Raw genomic sequence first — 15,901 nt, 5'->3', positions numbered from 1 at the left:
GGGTCTGGTTTTAGACTGGTATCGTGGTGTTACAAGACCTACACGAATCGTTGAAGGTTACCTGGCGCACCCAGGATGAATTTCAAATCCCGTGGCACTACGGTAATGTGGAGGCCGAGCTCGAGGCCCTCCAGCAAGGCGCAGCCCTGCTGGACTTCTCCAATCATGGTCTGTTGGAGCTTAGAGGGCCCGATGGAACCGAGTTCCTGCACAACCAGTGCACCTCCAATATCCGCGCAATGTTGCCGGATAGCTGGCTCGAGACCCTCTTTCTGAGCGCTCGAGGCCAGATCGAGCACCTGGGCCTGGTGTTCAACCTGGGCAACTCCTTCTGGGTTAGCTCCCCCAGCGCCAGGGCCCTGGCCGAGCGCTTTCGCAAGTTTATTGTGTTCGACCAGGTCGAGATCGAAGCGCTGCCCTGGTCATTGCTGCGCCTGCACGGCCCGGGTGCCGAGGCGGTAGCCCAGCAGCTCACCGCCCTCCCCCCGCGCTGGGGCCTCGTCAAGACCCCACACCTGGTGCTGGCGCGCGACGAATTCGGCCTGTGGTTCCTGGTGCCCGCCAGCCAGGCCTACCAACTGGCCCAGCGGCTGCTAGAGGCCGGGGCCAGTCCGGTAGGACACCAGGCCTGGCACATCTGGCGGGTCGAGCGCGGCATCCCCGACCTGCCCGAGGCCCTGGGTGAGCTGCCCCAGGAAGCGGGGCTGGAGGGCCGGGTGAGCTATAAGAAAGGCTGCTATCTGGGCCAGGAAATTATGGCCCGGCTCGAGGCCCGGGGCAACACCCGCTACCAGCTCATGGGGCTTTTGGGTCAGAAGGAACTCCCCAGTGGAGCCGAAATCTTCCGCGAGGGCAAGCGCGTCGGCAGGGTGGGCACCGCCGTGGAGTCGCCCCGGCTTGGGGCCATCGCACTGGCCCTGCTGCGCAAGGAGCTGGCCCCCGGCGACCAGGTACACGTCGAGGGTTGGTCGGCCACTGTTTCAGGCCTGCCCATGCCGTAAAAGCGTTCGCGGCCTCGAGGCCAGCCCGTATGATGAAGATGCGGGCCTTTGACGTTTTTAATAAGATGTTGTAACGTATAGGAGTTATTATGTTTTTAGCAGAAATAATCGGCGTGGGGGATGAGCTGCTATACGGCGAAACGGTGGACACCAACACCGCCGAAATTGCCGTTAGCCTCCAGCCCTATGCCCTCGAGATCCGCCGCACCCTGCGGGTGGCCGACCACCTCGAGGCCCTGACCGAGGCCGTGCGCGAGGCCTGGCAGAAGGCCCGACTGGTGGTGCTCTCGGGCGGGCTGGGCCCCACCCCCGACGACATCACCCGCGAGGCCATCGCAGCGGCCCTGGGCGAGCGCATGGAAATTGACCCCCAGGTGCTGGCCTGGCTGGAGGGCATTTTTGCGGATCGGGGCTGGAAGATGCCCCAGGCCAACCGCAAGCAGGCCCTTAAGATTCCTTCGGCCACCTGGATCGCCAACCCCCGCGGCACCGCGCCCGGCTGGTGGGTGCACCGGGAAGGTAAAGACCTGGTCTCCTTGCCCGGCCCGCCCGCCGAGTGGCGCCCGATGTGGGCCGAGCTGCTGCCCAGGCTGGGGCTGCCAGCAAAACCCTACCGGCAGGTGGCCTTCAAAACCTTTGGCCTGGGCGAGTCGCGCATTGTGGAGCTGCTGGGCGATCTGTTCCAGCGCAACGGGGCGGTGGAGGTGGGCACCTACGCCAAGATGGACGGGGTGGCGGTGGTGGTGCGGGGGGAGCCCGGCCCGGTCGAGGCGCTGGCCGCGCAGATCCGGCCCCTGCTGGGCGAGGCGGTCTGGGGCCAGGAGGGCGATACCCTCCCGGCGCTGGCCCTGCAGCTATTGGAAGGCCGAAAAGCCACCCTGGCCACCCTCGAGTCCATGACCGGGGGGGTGCTGGGGGCGCTCCTGACCGGGATACCGGGCGCTTCCAGAAACTACCTGGGGGGGCTGGTCTCCTATAGCCTGGAGGCCAAGTCCCAGCTCCCCATCCCCCTCGAGGTCGCAGCCCAGCACGGGGTGGTCTCGGCGGCCTTTGCCGAGGCCATGGCCGTGGCAGCCCGCGGCCTGCTGGGGGCCACCTACGGCCTCTCCACCACCGGCGTGGCCGGCCCCGAAACCCTGGAGGGCCAGCCGGTGGGCACCCTGTTCGTGGGCCTGGCCGGCCCCGAGGGGGTTCGCTCCCGGCACTTCCGGCTGCCGGGGGCCAGCCGTGAAATGATACGCCAGCGCGCAGCCCACGCGGCCCTGGCTTTTCTGGTGAGTGAGCTACGATGAGGCTTTTTTATGCCATCTTCCCCCCCCGCGAGGTGCAGGCCACCCTCGCCGAAGCCCAGGCTCGAGTGCGCAGCTACCGGGGCTGGAAGCCCAGCCCCCCCCACCAGCTTCACATCACCCTGCTCTTTTTGGGGGAGCAGCCCCCGGAACGCCTGCCGGAGTTCCGCCGCATCGGGCGCGAGGTGGCCTCCCGCGTCAAAGCTTTTGAGGTGACCTTGGGTGGAACCGGCTACTTTCCCCCCACCGGTGGGCCCCGGGTCTGGTTCGTCAAGGCCAGCGGGGAGGGGCTCGAGGCCCTGGCCCAGGGACTGCAGCAAGCCCTGCCGGACATCGAGGCGGCCCCCTTCAAGCCCCACCTGACCCTGGCCCGCAAAAAAGGCCCAGCCCCCCGCGTGGGGCCCCTGGTGATGAATATCCGCTTCCCGGTTCAAGCGGTATGCTTGGTAGAGTCCAAGCTGGAGCGCTCAGGTTCGCAGTACCGTGTTTTGGAGCAGTTTCCACTACGTTGAATAGCCTCTGGTCGTAGGAGTGTGTATGGATAAAGACAAGCAAAAAGCGCTGGAAGGAGCCCTGAAATCCATCGAGAAGCAGTTCGGCAAAGGGGCTGTCATGCGCCTGGGCGAGGCCCCCAGACAGCAGGTGGACGTCATTCCCACCGGCAGCCTGGGCCTGGATATGGCCCTGGGCATCGGGGGAATTCCCAAAGGGCGGATCATCGAGATCTACGGCCCCGAATCGGGCGGCAAAACCACCCTGGCCCTCTCCATCATCGCCCAGGCCCAGCAGGCCGGGGGGGTGGCGGCTTTCGTGGACGCCGAGCACGCCCTCGACCCCATCTACGCCAAAAGCCTGGGGGTCAACATCGACGACCTCCTGGTCTCCCAGCCCGACACCGGCGAACAGGCCCTGGAAATTGTGGAGCTCCTCACCCGTAGCGGCGCGATAGACGTCATCGTGATTGACTCGGTGGCGGCCCTGGTGCCCCAGGCCGAGATCGAGGGGCAGATGGGCGACGCCTTCGTGGGCATCCAGGCCCGCCTGATGAGCCAGGCCCTGCGCAAGCTCACGGCGGCGCTTTCCAAAAGCAACACCGCTGCCATCTTCATCAACCAGATCCGGGAAAAGGTGGGGCAGATGTACGGCAACCCCGAGACCACCCCTGGCGGGCGGGCCCTCAAGTTTTATGCCTCGGTGCGGCTGGATGTGCGCAAGCAGGGCCAGCCCATCAAGGTGGGCAACGACGCGGTGGGCAACCGGGTGCGGGTCAAGGTGACCAAAAACAAACTGGCCCCGCCCTTCCGCGAGCACGAGATCGAGCTGTACTTCGGCAAGGGCATTGACCCCCTGGCCGACCTGGTGACGGTAGCCATCGCCACCGAGGTGATTGATAAATCGGGTTCCTGGCTCTCCTATGGCGACACCCGGCTGGGCCAGGGCAAGGAGAAGGCCGCCGAGTTCCTGAGGGGCGAGCCGCGGCTGGTTCAGGAGATCCGCGAGAAAGTTTTGGCCCAAGCTGGTAAGCTATCGGTATTGGCACCCTCCGGAGAGGACGAAGAGTCTTCCGCTGTGGCTGCCGAGGTATAGACTGCTTGCTAGGTGGGGTTCTCCCAGTATGAAAGGCCAGGCAACCCAGATGCTCAGTATCCGTCCGATGGCGCTTTGGGCCAGGGGGCGGTGCGCTGTAGAGCTTGGTAATGGTCTACTTCTGGTTTGGCGTCGGACTTGGGCCAGTCTGATTACGGTCCCCGCTGGGCCCTGCGGGATGGGCGCGGTGGGTCTTTCAAAGCAACCCCGCTTGGTGCGTGGGCTGTTTTCAAGAGCCGTTCAGTACAGGGGTATGCCTAAGAAAACTGGAACACGTATTTAGCCAAACGCCGATCAGAAACTGTGAGAACCTCCATGCAACCCTTGGAGGTACCGATGGCCTTTACTCCCCTAGATTTGATACTCACCCTGATCGTGGTTGTGCTGGCGGTGGTGGTGGTGGTGCTTTTGCAGCGCAGCAACCGCCAGACCGAAGTTAGCAAAAGCGAACTCGAGGCCGCCCGCCGCGAGGCCCAGCAGACCCTGGAAGCCGCCCGCCGCCAGGCCCAGACCGCCCTCGAGCAGGCCCAGAATCAGGCCCAGGCCCTGCTCGAGGCCGCCCGTGCGGAGGCCCAGAGCCTGCGGCAAAACGCCCAGACCGAGATACAAAACCTGCGGCAAAACGCCCATGTCGAGCTCGAGCGCCTCCGTCAGCAAGGTGAGGAGCGCCTGCGCCAGCAGCTCCGGGAGGAACGCGAGCGCCTGCAGGCCAGCCTCCAGGCCGAACGCGAGGCCCTGATGAGCGAGCGCGCCTCCATCCAGGCTGAACGTGAGCGCTTGCAGGCCGACCTCCAGGCCAGCCGGGCTGAGCGGGAGGAGCTCAAGCGCGAGACCGAGCGCCTGGCAAGGCGGGGCGAGCAGCTTGACGCCCGCGCGGCCAAGCTCGACGAGCAGGAGGAAAAGCTCGACGCCCTGGAGAAGACCCTCGAGGCCCGCCAGGCCGAGCTGGCCCAGCGCGAACGGCAGATCGACCTCAAGCTCCAGGAGGTGGCCGGGATGAGCCGGGAGGAGGCCCAGAACCTGCTTTTGTCGCGCCTGGACGCCGAACTGGAGGAAGAAAAAGCCCTGCGGGTCAAGGCCAACCTCGAGCGCATCCGGCTCGAGGTCAAGCGCGAGGCCCAGAAGCTGTTGGCCCAGGCCGCCCAGCGCCAGGCTTCCGAGACCGCCGCAGCCCTGGCCGTCTCGGTGGTGCCCATCCCCTCCGACGCCATGAAGGGCCGCATCATCGGGCGCGAGGGCCGCAATATCCGCACCTTCGAGGCCCTTACCGGGGTGGATCTGATCATCGACGACACCCCCGAGGCGGTGCTGCTCTCCAGCTTCAACCCCATGCGCCGCGAGATCGCCAGAATGGCCCTCGAGCAGCTCGTGGCCGACGGCCGCATCCACCCCAGCCGCATCGAGGAGGTGGTGGAAAAGGCCAAAAACGAGATGAAAACCTTCATCTACGAGCGCGGCGAGGAGGCCGCCCTGGAAGCGGGCGTGGTGGGCCTCAAGCCGGGCCTGGTGCAGTTGCTGGGCCGGTTGCACTTCCGCTCCTCCTACGGCCAGAACGTGCTCAAGCACTCGGTGCAGGTGGCCCACCTGACCGGCATCATGGCCGCCGAGCTGGGCCTGGACGCCGCCCTGGGCCGCCGGGCCGGGCTGCTGCACGACCTGGGCAAGTCGGTGGATCGCGAGATCGAGGGCACCCACGTGGAGATCGGCGTTACCCTGGCCACCCGCTTCGGCGAGCCCAAAGAGGTAATTGACGCCATCGCCCACCACCACGACCCGGAAAACGGCGAGACCCTCTACTCGGTGCTGGCCGCCGCCGCCGATGCCATCAGCGCGGCCCGTCCCGGCGCCCGCCGCGAGAGCCTGGAAGAGTACATCCAGCGCCTGGAGCAGCTCGAGCGCATCGCCCTGTCGTTCCCCGGCGTGGACAACGCCTTCGCGGTGCAGGCCGGGCGCGAGGTGCGGGTGATTGTGAAACCCGACCGCATCTCCGACGCCAAGGCCACCCTGCTGGCCCGCGAGATTGCCGGGCGCATCGAGCGCGATATGAACTACCCCGGTCAGGTGCAGGTCACGGTGGTGCGGGAAAGCCGGGCCGTGGAGTACGCGAAGTGAAACTCAATCTACCCCCAGCAGGTGCTTCGTCCTGCTACACTTAGGCTATGCAGTTTCATGTGCACGCGCGCTGGGATGACGAAGCCCAGGTCTGGGTGGCCGAGAGCGACGACCTGCCCGGACTGGTGGCCGAGGCCGGTACAGTAGAAGACTTGCTTAAGAAACTCAGCGTGTTGGTTCCCGAGTTAGCCGAGCTAAACCTGGGCCAAAGCAGCGGCAAAGGCACCTTTACCCTAACCGCCGAGCGCGAGCTGGCCTTTAGCTAATGGCCGACTACACCCGCGAACTCAAGCAACTGCTGACAGAGGCAGGCTGCCGCTTCCACCGACAAGGAAAGGGCGACCATGAAATTTGGTACAGCCCCATTACGAACCGTTATTTTCCGGTAGATAGCGCCATCAAATCCCGTCATACCGCTAATGGGGTACTCAAGCAGGCCGGGCTGCCCAAAAAGTTCTAACAGCAGTTGCCAGCAACTTTTCGTACAAGGCAACACCAAGGCCTTGAGCTGCACAAACACGCGGCCCACCGTTTTAGACAGACTGTCCATTGCCTTATAGGGCCCGGGCTCCTACCATGAACCTATCGGGCCTCAACCCTGTTTCATTGCCCAGCCCATACGGAGGTAGCAGATGGCAGTCAAGGAACCCCAAGTCACCCTGAAGCGCGTTTCGCACTGGATCGGCGGCAAGCTGGTCGAGGGCAGGTCTGGGCGGAGCGGCGTGGTCTGGAACCCTGCCACCGGGCAGCCGCAGGCCACCGTAGACTTCGCCTCGGTGGAGGAACTCGATGCGGCGGTGGCGGTAGCCAAGGAAGCCTACAAAACCTGGCGGCAGACCCCCCTCTCGCGCCGGGCCGAGATCATGTTCAAGTTCCGCGATCTGGTAGACCAGAACCGCCGCAAAATTGCCGAGCTGATTACCCTCGAGCACGGCAAGACCCTGGCCGATGCCCTGGGCGAGGTGGCGCGGGGCCTGGAAAACGTGGAGTTCGCCACCGGCATCCCCCACCTCTTGAAGGGGGGCTTCTCCGAGCAGGCCAGCCGGGGGGTGGACGTGTACCAGATTCGCCAGCCGCTGGGCGTGGTGGCGGGCATTACCCCCTTCAACTTTCCGGCCATGGTGCCCATGTGGATGTTCGCCAATGCCATCGCCTGCGGCAACACCTTCATCCTGAAGCCTTCGGAAAAAGACCCCTCCCCCAGCCTCTTCCTGGCCGAACTCCTGCAGCAAGCCGGGCTCCCCGATGGGGTGTTCAACGTGGTGCAGGGCGACAAGGTGGCGGTGGATCGCATCCTCGAGCACCCCGATATAAAGGCCGTTAGTTTTGTGGGCTCTACCCCGGTCGCCAAGTACATCTACGAGACCGGCACCAAACACGGCAAGCGGGTGCAGGCCCTGGGCGGGGCCAAAAACCACATGGTGGTGCTGCCCGACGCCGATATCGGCATGGCCGCCGACGCCGCCGTGAGCGCAGCCTATGGCTCAGCGGGCGAACGCTGCATGGCCATCTCGGTGGTGGTAGCGGTGGGCGACCAGACCGCCGATAACCTGATTGCTGCCATCAAGGAGCGGATGCCCAAAATCAAGGTGGGGCCGGGCCTCGAGGAGGGCGTGGAGATGGGCCCCCTGATTACCCGCGAACACCGCGACAAGGTGGCCTCCTACATCGAAAACGCCCCCAAGGAAGGGGCCACCGTGGTGGTGGACGGCCGGCAGGATCCCATCGCCCAGTCCGAGGGCTTTTTCCTGGGCACCAGCCTGATTGACCACGTTAAGCCCGGCATGAAGTGCTACGACGACGAGATTTTTGGCCCGGTGCTCAGCGTGGTGCGGGTCAAGACCTACGACGAGGCCCTGAAGCTCATCAACGAGCATCCCTACGGCAACGGCACGGCCATCTTCACCCGCGACGGTGGGGCCGCCCGGCAGTTCCAGTTCGACGTGGAAGCCGGCATGGTGGGCATCAATGTACCCATCCCGGTACCGGTGGCCTACTACAGCTTTGGTGGCTGGAAGGCCAGCCTGTTCGGCGACCTGCACATGTACGGCCCCGAAGGAGTGCAGTTCTACACCCGCGCCAAGGTGGTCACCAGCCGCTGGCCCGACCCCAGCACCAGCAAGGTGGATCTGGGCTTCCCGCAGGTGCGGTAACTCACGAAAGCTCATTTTGCGTGTACAGGGGTTATTTACCCCTGTATTCTTCTACGGTGCGTGCAATCTCCACCGATGATATACGTAGTACACCCTCGAGCGGCCTCACCCCTTCAGCAGCCAGCGTGTATGGGATCTCCACATCGCCCAGGATAGCAAAGTCTGTTGTGTTCTGGAATTCTCCTTCGATTGTATCTACAGGCCATTTTATACCTGAGTGGATCAAGATACTATTTTGGGAGCCGTACCTGCATACAAAATCGTTTCTTGGGCTTGGAAGTGGTTGCAATCCCCTTCCACCGTTTCCGTCTATTCCATATTTGCTTTTCTTGTATGGTTCCGGTATATGTAAAGCCAAGTAAGGACCTTTGGCCACGCCTCGTCCCTTGTTGATGATACTGATAAGTATATTGATAACAAATAATGTTCCAACTCCAGTAACTGGAAGTAAATCCGCAATTACTTCAATCTGTGGTTTGGGCCTCCGCCCAAACATGTCCTCGAGCATGGTGTGGGTTGCAATCACGAAAGAGCTTCCCGTCCGAACATAATAGTGCTGCTGAATATCCCCCTTTAGCACTACTCTATGTGGTGGTAAAGTACTCTCTGGAATGTATACCAAGGCATAACCAGTATTACCGTCGTTGGAAATCCAGGCTCCGTCAATACCATGAACAAATGGATCCGTAGTATTTGGAGCCAAGTCCAAAAGACTATTGACGAACTCTTGAATCTCGTTGATGGGTTTTTCTTCCAGAGTCCCATCCCTGAAACCCCAGATCAATACTCCGCCACCAGAATTAGCAAAACCAGAGACAGCCTTGGCAAGATTTTTCTTATCACGGTCTCCGAGTTTTCCGTCTCGCGCGTCTTGCTTTTCCTTGAAGTCAAAATGCGTTCGTTCAACCCCGCCTAGGGTATCTTTACAGAAGCGCACAAAATCGCTTTCAGAGTTTCGGTACTCCAATAGTTTCTTAAAAAGCTTTTCTGCGTCAGTCAAGTTGAACACACCCCTATGCGCAGCATTTAGAGTTAGTACTCAGCAAGCTCACTTTCACCCCCTAAACACCCGCTTCACCTTGTCCCAGAAGCCCTCGGGTGCAACTTCTTCGCCCACTTCCTGGGCGTACTGGCGCAGAAGCTCACGGGCTTTCTTGGAAAGGTTCTGCGGCACGGCAATCTGGGTGATCACCTGTAGCTTGCCCCGGCTGCGGCTACCGGGGTGGGGCAGGCCCTGGCCCTCGAGCTCGAAGACCTCGCCATCGTGGGTGCCGGGGGGGATGCTGAGCTCGAGGTCACCCTCCAGCGCCGGTATCAGCACCCTGGCCCCCAGCGCAGCCTGGGCCAGCCCCAGCCGTAGCTCGTAAATCAGATTGGAGCCCTCGCGCTTGAGCTGGGGGTGGGGGTGGATCTGCGGGCGCACGAACAGGTCGCCCGGCCCGCCCGGCCCCAGGTTGCCCATCCCGGAGACCCGCAGGAGCTGGTTCTCATCAATGCCGGCTGGAATGTTGATCTGTATCCTTTCCCTGCGCCGCACCCGGCCCTGGCCTTTGCAGGTGGAGCAGGTCTCGGAAAGGGTGTAGCCCCGGCCCCGGCAGGCCGTGCAGGGCACCTGGGTCACCATGTTGCCAAAAAAGGTGCGCTGGATCTGCTCGAGGGTGCCCCGCCCCCCGCATGAACGGCAGGTCTGGCGCTTACCCCCCTGCCCGCCACAGGTCTCGCAGAGCACCAGGCGGTCATACTCGAGCTCCTTCTGCACGCCGTGCAATACCTCCACCAGCTCCAGCTCGAGCGCGGCCTCGAGATCCTCCCCCCGCGGTGCGCGGCCCGCCCCCCCCGGCGTGCGGAAACCAAAAACCTGCTCGAACAGGTCGAAGATGTCGCCAAAATTGCCCCCCACACTACCTGGTGTGGCCGTGCCATAGCGGTCGTAGTGGGCCCTTTTTTCGGGGTCGGAAAGCACCGCGTAGGCTTCGTTAATCTGTTTAAACTTCTCCTCGGCCTCCTTGTTACCGGGGTTTTTATCGGGATGGTACTGGAGGGCCAGCTTGCGATAGGCCTTCTTGATCTCCTCGGCGCTCGCGTTTCGATCTACCCCCAGGGTTGCGTAGTAGTCGTTCATCGAAGTTTAGTCTATCAGGCTTAGGTATTTTTCTTGTGGTTTTAAACACGAGGCGGCGCGGCCCGGTTTTTGACAAAACCAATATACCCCTGTATATTCAAACCAGATGCGATTCTCCGCACGAGCTACCCTTTAACGGCGCTCTTCTTCGGAAGAGGCCGTAGGGGTTTGCCCAGCGGGGAATCTCTTTTTTGTTTGGAGGAAACCCATGGTTCTCTTGACCCCCGGCCCCACCCCCATCCACCCCAGGGTACAGACCGCCCTCGGCAAGGAGATGCGCGGCCATCTCGACCCCGAGGTGCTGGCCACCAACCGCCGCATTCGCGAGCACCTCAACAAGCTCTTCGACCCCGGCCCCGGCGCCTTGCTGGCCGCCATGCCCGGTTCGGGAAGCCTGGGGATGGAAGCCGGCCTCACCAACCTGGCCGACGAAGGGGACGCCGTGCTACTCCTGGTGAGCGGCACTTTTGGCGAGCGCATGGTGGAGATTGCTCATGCCTATCAGTTCAACTACAAGGTGTTGCGCTCCGAGCCGGGCCATCCCATCGACCCCCAGGCTGTGGCCGAGGAGCTGAACCACCGCCCCTACAAGCTGGTGGCCCTGGTGCACGGCGAGACCAGCACCGGCGTGCTCAACCCGGTAGAAGAGATTGCCGCACTGGTGCAGGCCCACGGGGCGCTGTTCATGCTGGACGCCGTGACCACCGCCGGCATGATGCCGCTTTCGATGCAGAAGCTGGGCGTGGACTACGCCTTCACCGGCAGCCAGAAATGCCTCTCGGCCCCGCCCGGGCTGGCCCCCTTTGCCCTTTCTCAGCGGGGGCGCGAGTGCCTGGGGCAGGTGCGGGGCTGGTACTCCGACCTGTCGCGGGTGGCGGTCTACTGGGAACAGGAGGGCTACTTTTGCACCTCGCCGGTGCTGTTGCACTACGCCCTCGAGGAGGCCCTCAAGCTGGCTCTCGAGGAAGGCCTGGAGCACCGCCAGAAGCGCGCCGAAAGCTTATATGCCACGGTGCTGTCGCTCCTGGAAGAGCTGGGCTTCAGCGCCTATGCCGCCGAAGGAGCCCGCCTGCCGACGGTGCTGGTGGTGCGCCCACCCCAGGGCCTGCACGAGGCCGAGATCCGCAAGGGGCTGTATGCGCGGGGGGTCTCGGTGGCCGGGGGTATCGGCCCTACCGCTGGTAAGGTGCTGCGGCTTGGGCTGATGGGCGAAAGCGCACGGCCCGAGCACTACCGGGTGTTCTTCAAGGCCCTGGGCGAGGTGCTGGGCAAGAGCGGCCTCGAGCGGGCCTTCGAGGAACGGCTGGGCCTGGTGGCCTTCTAGTGCTGGGTCAGGTAGTAGTGCTGCAGCTCCCCCTCAAGCTGGGTGAGCGCCTGTTGAACGCTGGTGCCCTGCAAGGGCAGCACCCCGTAGGCCCGGATGGCCAGGTTCTGGCGGATACGACGGAAGACGGCCTGGGCCCCCTCGAGGTTGCTACCCTGCAACACAATCAGGAATTGGCCCGGCCCAAGCTGAAAGACCATATCAGGCTGGCGCAGGTACTGCACAAGCTCGGCCCCCACCTGGTCGGTGTGGGTGTGTAGCAGCAAAAGCGTTACGGGCCGCACCGCGGAGAGGGTCTCGAGGCTGGGGGCCAGGGCCTGCAGCGCCGACTGGGGCAGAACCCCCCCCTCAGAACGGAAGCCGAGCTGGGTCGGCAGCGGCAGGCCGGGGGTCTCCCGCCGGAGCAAGAAAAGCAGCCCCATCAAGAACCCGCAAGCCCCCATCAAACTCGCCACCGAGGCCATCACCGCCAGATCGTCGGGAACCTGGGCCAGGTCGCGGCTGGCCATCACCGCCATCACGCTGCCCATCAGACCCAGACCCAGCACCCAGAAAAAACGCACCAGCGGCCCCAGCGGCGCGCGGGCGTACAGGCTGGCCGCGGCAGCCAGCACCAGGGCAGCCAGCAAGAACACCAGACCGGGATAAAGGCTCGCCTGCCGGGGAAACCACCACAGCGGCAGCAGGCCCAGCAGGACAAAGCCCCAGGGCAGTAGCGATAACCACATAGCCCACAGCATACGGTTGCGACCCACCAGGCCGTGCCAAGAATAACCAGCGGCCAGGGGTGGCAGGCCCCCTCCTCTGGTACGATTATGCTGTGAGCATAGCGCCCCTCGCCGAACGGCTACGCCCCACAACCCTAGACGACGTGGTGGGCCAGGAACACCTCACCGGGCCGGGGAAACCCCTGCGACGGATGCTGGAGACCCAAAGGCTTTCCTCCTTCATTTTGTGGGGGCCGCCCGGCAGCGGCAAGACCACCCTGGCCCGCTTGATGGCCCAGGGTGTGGGGCGGGCGATGGTGGCGCTTTCAGCGGTCAACGCCGGCCTCAAGGACATCAAGGAGGTTGTGGCCCAGGCCCAGGAACAGGGCGGCCTGGTGCTCTTCCTCGACGAGATCCACCGCTTCAACAAGGCCCAGCAAGACGCGCTCCTGCCCCACGTGGAGTCGGGCCTCCTGACCCTGATTGGGGCCACCACCGAGAACCCCTCCTTCGAGGTGAATCCGGCCCTGCGCTCCCGCGCCCGGGTCTACGTGCTCGAGCCGCTGGGCCAGGAGGCCATCCAGAGGCTCCTGGAGCGAGCGCTTCACCACCCCCAGGGCCTGCCAGCCCAGGCCGAGCCGGAAGCCCTGCACCTGATCGCCCAGGCTGCCATGGGCGACGCCCGGCGGGCCCTGTCGGCGCTGGAGCTCGCGGCCAGCCTGGGCGAGGGGCAGGTCAGCGTGGCAGCGGCCCGCGAAGCCCTGGGCCGTGGCACCCTGGGCTTCGACAAAGGGGGCGAGCACTTCTACGACCTGATCTCGGCCCTGCACAAATCGGTGCGCGGTAACCATGTGGATGCAGCGCTTTACTACCTGGCCCGCATGCTCGAGGGCGGCGCCGACCCCCTCTACCTGGCCCGCCGGCTGGCCCGCATGGCTGTGGAGGACGTGGGCCTGGCCGACCCCAACGCCCTGCGCCTGGCTATGGCCGCCAAGGAGGCCTACGATTTTTTAGGGAGCCCCGAGGGCGAGCTGGCCCTGGCCGAGCTGGTGGTCTACCTGGCCCTGGCCCCCAAGTCCAACAGCGTCTATGTGGCCTGGCACAAGGCCCAGGAGGCCGCCCGCGAACACCCTACCGCCCCCATTCCCCTGCACCTCCGCAACGCCCCCACCACGCTCATGCAACAGATGGGCTATGGCCGGGGCTACGCCTACTACCACGACGACCCCGAGGGCAGCTTCGCCCAGCGGTATCTGCCCGAAGCGTTGGAGGGCCTCGAGCTCTACCAGGCCACCGGTGAGGGCTGGGAAGAGCGGGTGCGTGAGCGGCTCAAAACCCTGCGGGCGCGGTTTGCCTTGGGGGGAAAAACGAGCCGCTAAGGCGATGGATCGCCTGGAAAGCGCGAACAGATACCCTCCGCCCCGGGTCGAATAAAGCCCCTGTCCTGTGCTGCACCCAGCTCAGGGCACGGTCGTAGTTGCGAAGTATTCTTGACCCCCCTCGGCCTCGAGCAGGCTCGAGGGGGTAGACGTTCTCGGGGTGAGGCCGGGTTTCTACTTCAAGCATGAAGCCCTCCTGTTTGGGAGACATCGTGAGGAGGGCTTATGCTGCCAAGTTCAATTTTTGCGATGCTGGCGGGCCGTGAAGGATTCGAACCTCCGACACCTCGTTTTGGAGACGAGTGCTCTACCGGGCTGAGCTAACGGCCCACACTGGCGCATCGGATTGTAGCACAGGGACAGAGAACCGACAACCGGGGCGGGCCAGGGTAGAATCGGCCCGATGACTACCCTCAAACCCCTCGTTGCCCTGGGCGACCTCACCTGGGATGTGCTGGCCAAACCCAATACCCTGCTCCTGCCCGGCGGCGATACCACCGGACGGGTTTTGCTGATGGGCGGCGGTAGTGCGGCCAACGTGGCGGTGTGGGCGGCCCGGGTGGGCTACCCAGCGGGATTTATCGGGGAGGTTGGGCGCGACCGCTTCGGCGAGTTTGCGGTACAGGAGCTGGCCGAAGAGGGTGTAGAGCCCCACATCATCTGGAACAGCAACACTCCTACCAGCGTGATTTTGGTGCTGATTGACGCCGCCGGACAGCGCTCCATGCTCACCTCCCAGGGGGCCGACTTCGAACTACGCCCGGAGGAAGTACCGGTAGAGGTGATTCGGCAAGCCGGACACCTGCATGTGACGGCCTGGTCGCTCTTTACCGACCCGCCGCGCCAGGCCGCCCTCAAGGCCGTGCACGCCGCACGCGAGGCCGGTGTGACGGTCTCCTTCGACCCAGCCTCGTTCCAGATGATCCGGGAAATTGGGCGCGAGGAGTTCCGCCGCATGACCCGTGATCTCTCCTTGGATTTTGTCTTTCCCAACCTGGACGAAGGCCAGGCCCTTACCGGGGCCCAAGACCCCAAGGACATCCTCGAGGTGCTGCAAAAGCTCTACCCCGAGGCCATGATTCTGCTCAAGCTGGCCGCCGATGGAGCCCTGATTCTCGATCGGGGCCAGCTCATCGAACTTCCGGCCACCCGCGACCAGCCAGTAGACGCCACCGGGGCCGGGGATTCGTTTGGGGGGGCCTTCCTGGGGCATTACCTGCGTTCTAAAGATGCCCTGGCGGCCGGGCAGCTCGCGGTGCAGGTAGCGGGCTGGGTGATTGGGCGGTTTGGGGCCCGCCCACCCATGGACGCTGAAATCAAGCGACGCCTCCAGCAGTTTGGTTTTGTCCACAGGTAATGTCGACCTTTTCGGTGAAAGCGGCTGCCAGCCGATCCTTCGGATGCTAGGGAACCCGGCTGCTGCGCACCACAAATTGCCAGTGGATCGGGTACTCCACATCGGGGTCGGGATAGGTGGCCTCAACCCAGCGGGTCAGCTCGAGCACAGAGGGTCTGAACACCTCCTCGGGGACATCCCAGGTAAAGGAGTATATGCGTTCCAGCAGCATCTCCAGGCTGGTACGGGGGCTGCGCAGCTCAACCCACTCGGCCACGGTCTTGGATCTGGGCTCGAGGCCATAGCGAACCAGCTCCTTTTCCACCTCCTCCAGGCGGGCCTGGTGCCGGCCCCGCACCAGCCGATAGCCCAGGCCAGCCAGGATTTCCTGCCACTTCTGCTGGATGCGCCAGTCTTCGCTTTCCCCGTTGGACTGATCCCAGCCCTCGAACAAAAAACCCCCCGGGCGCAGCACCCGCAGACTCTCCTGCAGGGCCTGCCGCCAGCCTTCTATCAGGTGCCAGAAGTGCACCGCAATCACCGCATGGAGGCTGGCCCGTTCAAAGGGTAGCTCGCGGGCATCGGCCTCAACCAGGCGGGCTTTACGGGCCACCCCGGCCACCTTTTGCCGCAGCACCTCGAGCATGGCCGGGTTGTTATCCAGGGCAATATAGCGGTATCCACGGGCGATAATCGGCACCGCAATCCGGCCAGTACCCGCCCCAATCTCCAGAAATAAAGGGTCGCGGAATAGCTTCTCGACGGGTGCTGTGAGCGCAGTTGCGATACGACCGGAAACCTCGGGAGGATGATACCGCGTTCGGTCGTAGGTAAAGGCGACCCGGCTAAAATGAGAAGTCATGCTCGGTTTTAATGATAGCAATGCAGGTT

Annotated in this window: 15 protein-coding genes and 1 tRNA gene; 11 read left to right on the top strand and 5 right to left on the bottom strand. The window is 63.9% G+C overall.

Translation table 11 applies throughout. The annotated features are described in order from the left end of the window. The first annotated feature begins 23 nt into the window (after positions 1–23). The 8 genes from ygfZ to MRUB_RS03760 all read left to right on the top strand — a co-directional run bounded on the left by ygfZ (position 24) and on the right by MRUB_RS03760 (position 8,142). Entirely contained in the window at positions 24–1,001 is a 978-nt protein-coding gene (gene ygfZ / locus MRUB_RS03795; RefSeq protein WP_013013033.1) for a CAF17-like 4Fe-4S cluster assembly/insertion protein YgfZ, read from the top strand. An 89-nt stretch (positions 1,002–1,090) separates the two neighbouring features. Further along, the gene (locus tag MRUB_RS03790; RefSeq protein WP_013013032.1) at positions 1,091–2,293 is read left to right on the top strand and encodes a CinA family nicotinamide mononucleotide deamidase-related protein; all 1,203 of its coding nucleotides are present in this window, start codon (positions 1,091–1,093) and stop codon (positions 2,291–2,293) included. Beyond that, complete coding sequence (gene thpR, locus MRUB_RS03785) at positions 2,290–2,802, top strand: RNA 2',3'-cyclic phosphodiesterase (RefSeq protein WP_013013031.1); 513 nt, start codon at positions 2,290–2,292, stop codon at positions 2,800–2,802. Before MRUB_RS03790 ends, thpR begins: the two co-directional genes overlap by 4 nt. A 25-nt stretch (positions 2,803–2,827) precedes the next feature. Continuing rightward, the gene (gene recA, locus MRUB_RS03780) at positions 2,828–3,877 is read left to right on the top strand and encodes a recombinase RecA (RefSeq protein WP_013013030.1); all 1,050 of its coding nucleotides are present in this window, start codon (positions 2,828–2,830) and stop codon (positions 3,875–3,877) included. 336 nt (positions 3,878–4,213) lie between these two features. Next, positions 4,214–5,989, top strand: coding sequence for a ribonuclease Y (gene rny / locus MRUB_RS03775; RefSeq protein WP_013013029.1), 1,776 nt, complete (start codon positions 4,214–4,216; stop codon positions 5,987–5,989). 47 nt (positions 5,990–6,036) lie between these two features. Then, the gene (locus MRUB_RS03770; protein WP_013013028.1) at positions 6,037–6,255 is read left to right on the top strand and encodes a DUF1902 domain-containing protein; all 219 of its coding nucleotides are present in this window, start codon (positions 6,037–6,039) and stop codon (positions 6,253–6,255) included. Beyond that, positions 6,255–6,449: a type II toxin-antitoxin system HicA family toxin gene (locus MRUB_RS03765; protein ID WP_013013027.1), complete on the top strand. Its 195-nt coding sequence runs from the start codon at positions 6,255–6,257 to the stop codon at positions 6,447–6,449. Before MRUB_RS03770 ends, MRUB_RS03765 begins: the two co-directional genes overlap by 1 nt. A gap of 172 nt (positions 6,450–6,621) precedes the next feature. Beyond that, on the top strand, positions 6,622–8,142 hold the full coding sequence (locus tag MRUB_RS03760) for a CoA-acylating methylmalonate-semialdehyde dehydrogenase (RefSeq protein ID WP_013013026.1): 1,521 nt from the start codon (positions 6,622–6,624) through the stop codon (positions 8,140–8,142). Between the two features lie 31 nt (positions 8,143–8,173). On the opposite strand, the gene MRUB_RS15510 is transcribed toward MRUB_RS03760, so the two are convergent. Next, positions 8,174–9,151 carry an AlbA family DNA-binding domain-containing protein gene (locus tag MRUB_RS15510; protein WP_081439942.1) on the bottom strand — a complete coding sequence of 326 codons (978 nt, stop codon included), beginning with the start codon at positions 9,149–9,151 and terminating at the stop codon, positions 8,174–8,176. Positions 9,152–9,196: 45 nt separating this feature from the next. After that, on the bottom strand, positions 9,197–10,264 hold the full coding sequence (locus MRUB_RS03750) for a J domain-containing protein (RefSeq protein WP_013013024.1): 1,068 nt from the start codon (positions 10,262–10,264) through the stop codon (positions 9,197–9,199). Positions 10,265–10,472: 208 nt separating this feature from the next. Here MRUB_RS03750 and MRUB_RS03745 point away from each other — a divergent pair, with 208 nt between their 5' ends. Continuing rightward, the gene (locus MRUB_RS03745; RefSeq protein WP_013013023.1) at positions 10,473–11,588 is read left to right on the top strand and encodes a pyridoxal-phosphate-dependent aminotransferase family protein; all 1,116 of its coding nucleotides are present in this window, start codon (positions 10,473–10,475) and stop codon (positions 11,586–11,588) included. Here the strand turns inward: MRUB_RS03745 and MRUB_RS03740 are convergent. Next, entirely contained in the window at positions 11,585–12,316 is a 732-nt protein-coding gene (locus MRUB_RS03740) for a nucleotidyl cyclase domain-containing protein (RefSeq protein ID WP_015586423.1), read from the bottom strand. The two genes, MRUB_RS03745 and MRUB_RS03740, sit on opposite strands and share 4 nt — an antisense overlap. 98 nt (positions 12,317–12,414) lie before the next feature. Between MRUB_RS03740 and MRUB_RS03735 the strand changes: the two genes are divergently transcribed. After that, entirely contained in the window at positions 12,415–13,674 is a 1,260-nt protein-coding gene (locus tag MRUB_RS03735) for a replication-associated recombination protein A (RefSeq protein ID WP_235438245.1), read from the top strand. Positions 13,675–13,927: 253 nt separating this feature from the next. Here the strand turns inward: MRUB_RS03735 and MRUB_RS03730 are convergent. Then, positions 13,928–14,004: transfer RNA gene (locus MRUB_RS03730), tRNA-Trp, on the bottom strand. Positions 14,005–14,077: 73 nt separating this feature from the next. Between MRUB_RS03730 and MRUB_RS03725 the strand changes: the two genes are divergently transcribed. Next, positions 14,078–15,031, top strand: a complete 954-nt coding sequence (locus tag MRUB_RS03725; protein WP_013013020.1) for a carbohydrate kinase family protein — start codon at positions 14,078–14,080, stop codon at positions 15,029–15,031. 46 nt (positions 15,032–15,077) lie between these two features. Here the strand turns inward: MRUB_RS03725 and MRUB_RS03720 are convergent, their stop codons facing one another. Then, complete coding sequence (locus MRUB_RS03720; protein ID WP_013013019.1) at positions 15,078–15,872, bottom strand: class I SAM-dependent methyltransferase; 795 nt, start codon at positions 15,870–15,872, stop codon at positions 15,078–15,080. Positions 15,873–15,901 lie beyond the last annotated feature (29 nt).

It is taken from the genome of Meiothermus ruber DSM 1279 (assembly GCF_000024425.1).
GTDB lineage: Bacteria > Deinococcota > Deinococci > Deinococcales > Thermaceae > Meiothermus > Meiothermus ruber.
Note: the sequence above shows the minus strand (reverse complement) of the source record. Positions and strands in the feature narration are given on the sequence as shown.

Excerpts from the sequence above, each read along its gene's own strand:
- MRUB_RS03790 (WP_013013032.1), top strand. The coding sequence starts at position 1,091 with ATGTTTTTAGCAGAAATAATCGGCGTGGGGGATGAGCTGCTATACGGC.
- thpR (WP_013013031.1), top strand. The coding sequence starts at position 2,290 with ATGAGGCTTTTTTATGCCATCTTCCCCCCCCGCGAGGTGCAGGCCACC.
- recA (WP_013013030.1), top strand. The coding sequence starts at position 2,828 with ATGGATAAAGACAAGCAAAAAGCGCTGGAAGGAGCCCTGAAATCCATC.
- rny (WP_013013029.1), top strand. The coding sequence starts at position 4,214 with ATGGCCTTTACTCCCCTAGATTTGATACTCACCCTGATCGTGGTTGTG.
- MRUB_RS03770 (WP_013013028.1), top strand. The coding sequence starts at position 6,037 with ATGCAGTTTCATGTGCACGCGCGCTGGGATGACGAAGCCCAGGTCTGG.
- MRUB_RS03765 (WP_013013027.1), top strand. The coding sequence starts at position 6,255 with ATGGCCGACTACACCCGCGAACTCAAGCAACTGCTGACAGAGGCAGGC.
- MRUB_RS03760 (WP_013013026.1), top strand. The coding sequence starts at position 6,622 with ATGGCAGTCAAGGAACCCCAAGTCACCCTGAAGCGCGTTTCGCACTGG.
- MRUB_RS03750 (WP_013013024.1), bottom strand. The coding sequence starts at position 10,264 with ATGAACGACTACTACGCAACCCTGGGGGTAGATCGAAACGCGAGCGCC.
- MRUB_RS03745 (WP_013013023.1), top strand. The coding sequence starts at position 10,473 with ATGGTTCTCTTGACCCCCGGCCCCACCCCCATCCACCCCAGGGTACAG.
- MRUB_RS03740 (WP_015586423.1), bottom strand. The coding sequence starts at position 12,316 with ATGTGGTTATCGCTACTGCCCTGGGGCTTTGTCCTGCTGGGCCTGCTG.
- MRUB_RS03725 (WP_013013020.1), top strand. The coding sequence starts at position 14,078 with ATGACTACCCTCAAACCCCTCGTTGCCCTGGGCGACCTCACCTGGGAT.
- MRUB_RS03720 (WP_013013019.1), bottom strand. The coding sequence starts at position 15,872 with ATGACTTCTCATTTTAGCCGGGTCGCCTTTACCTACGACCGAACGCGG.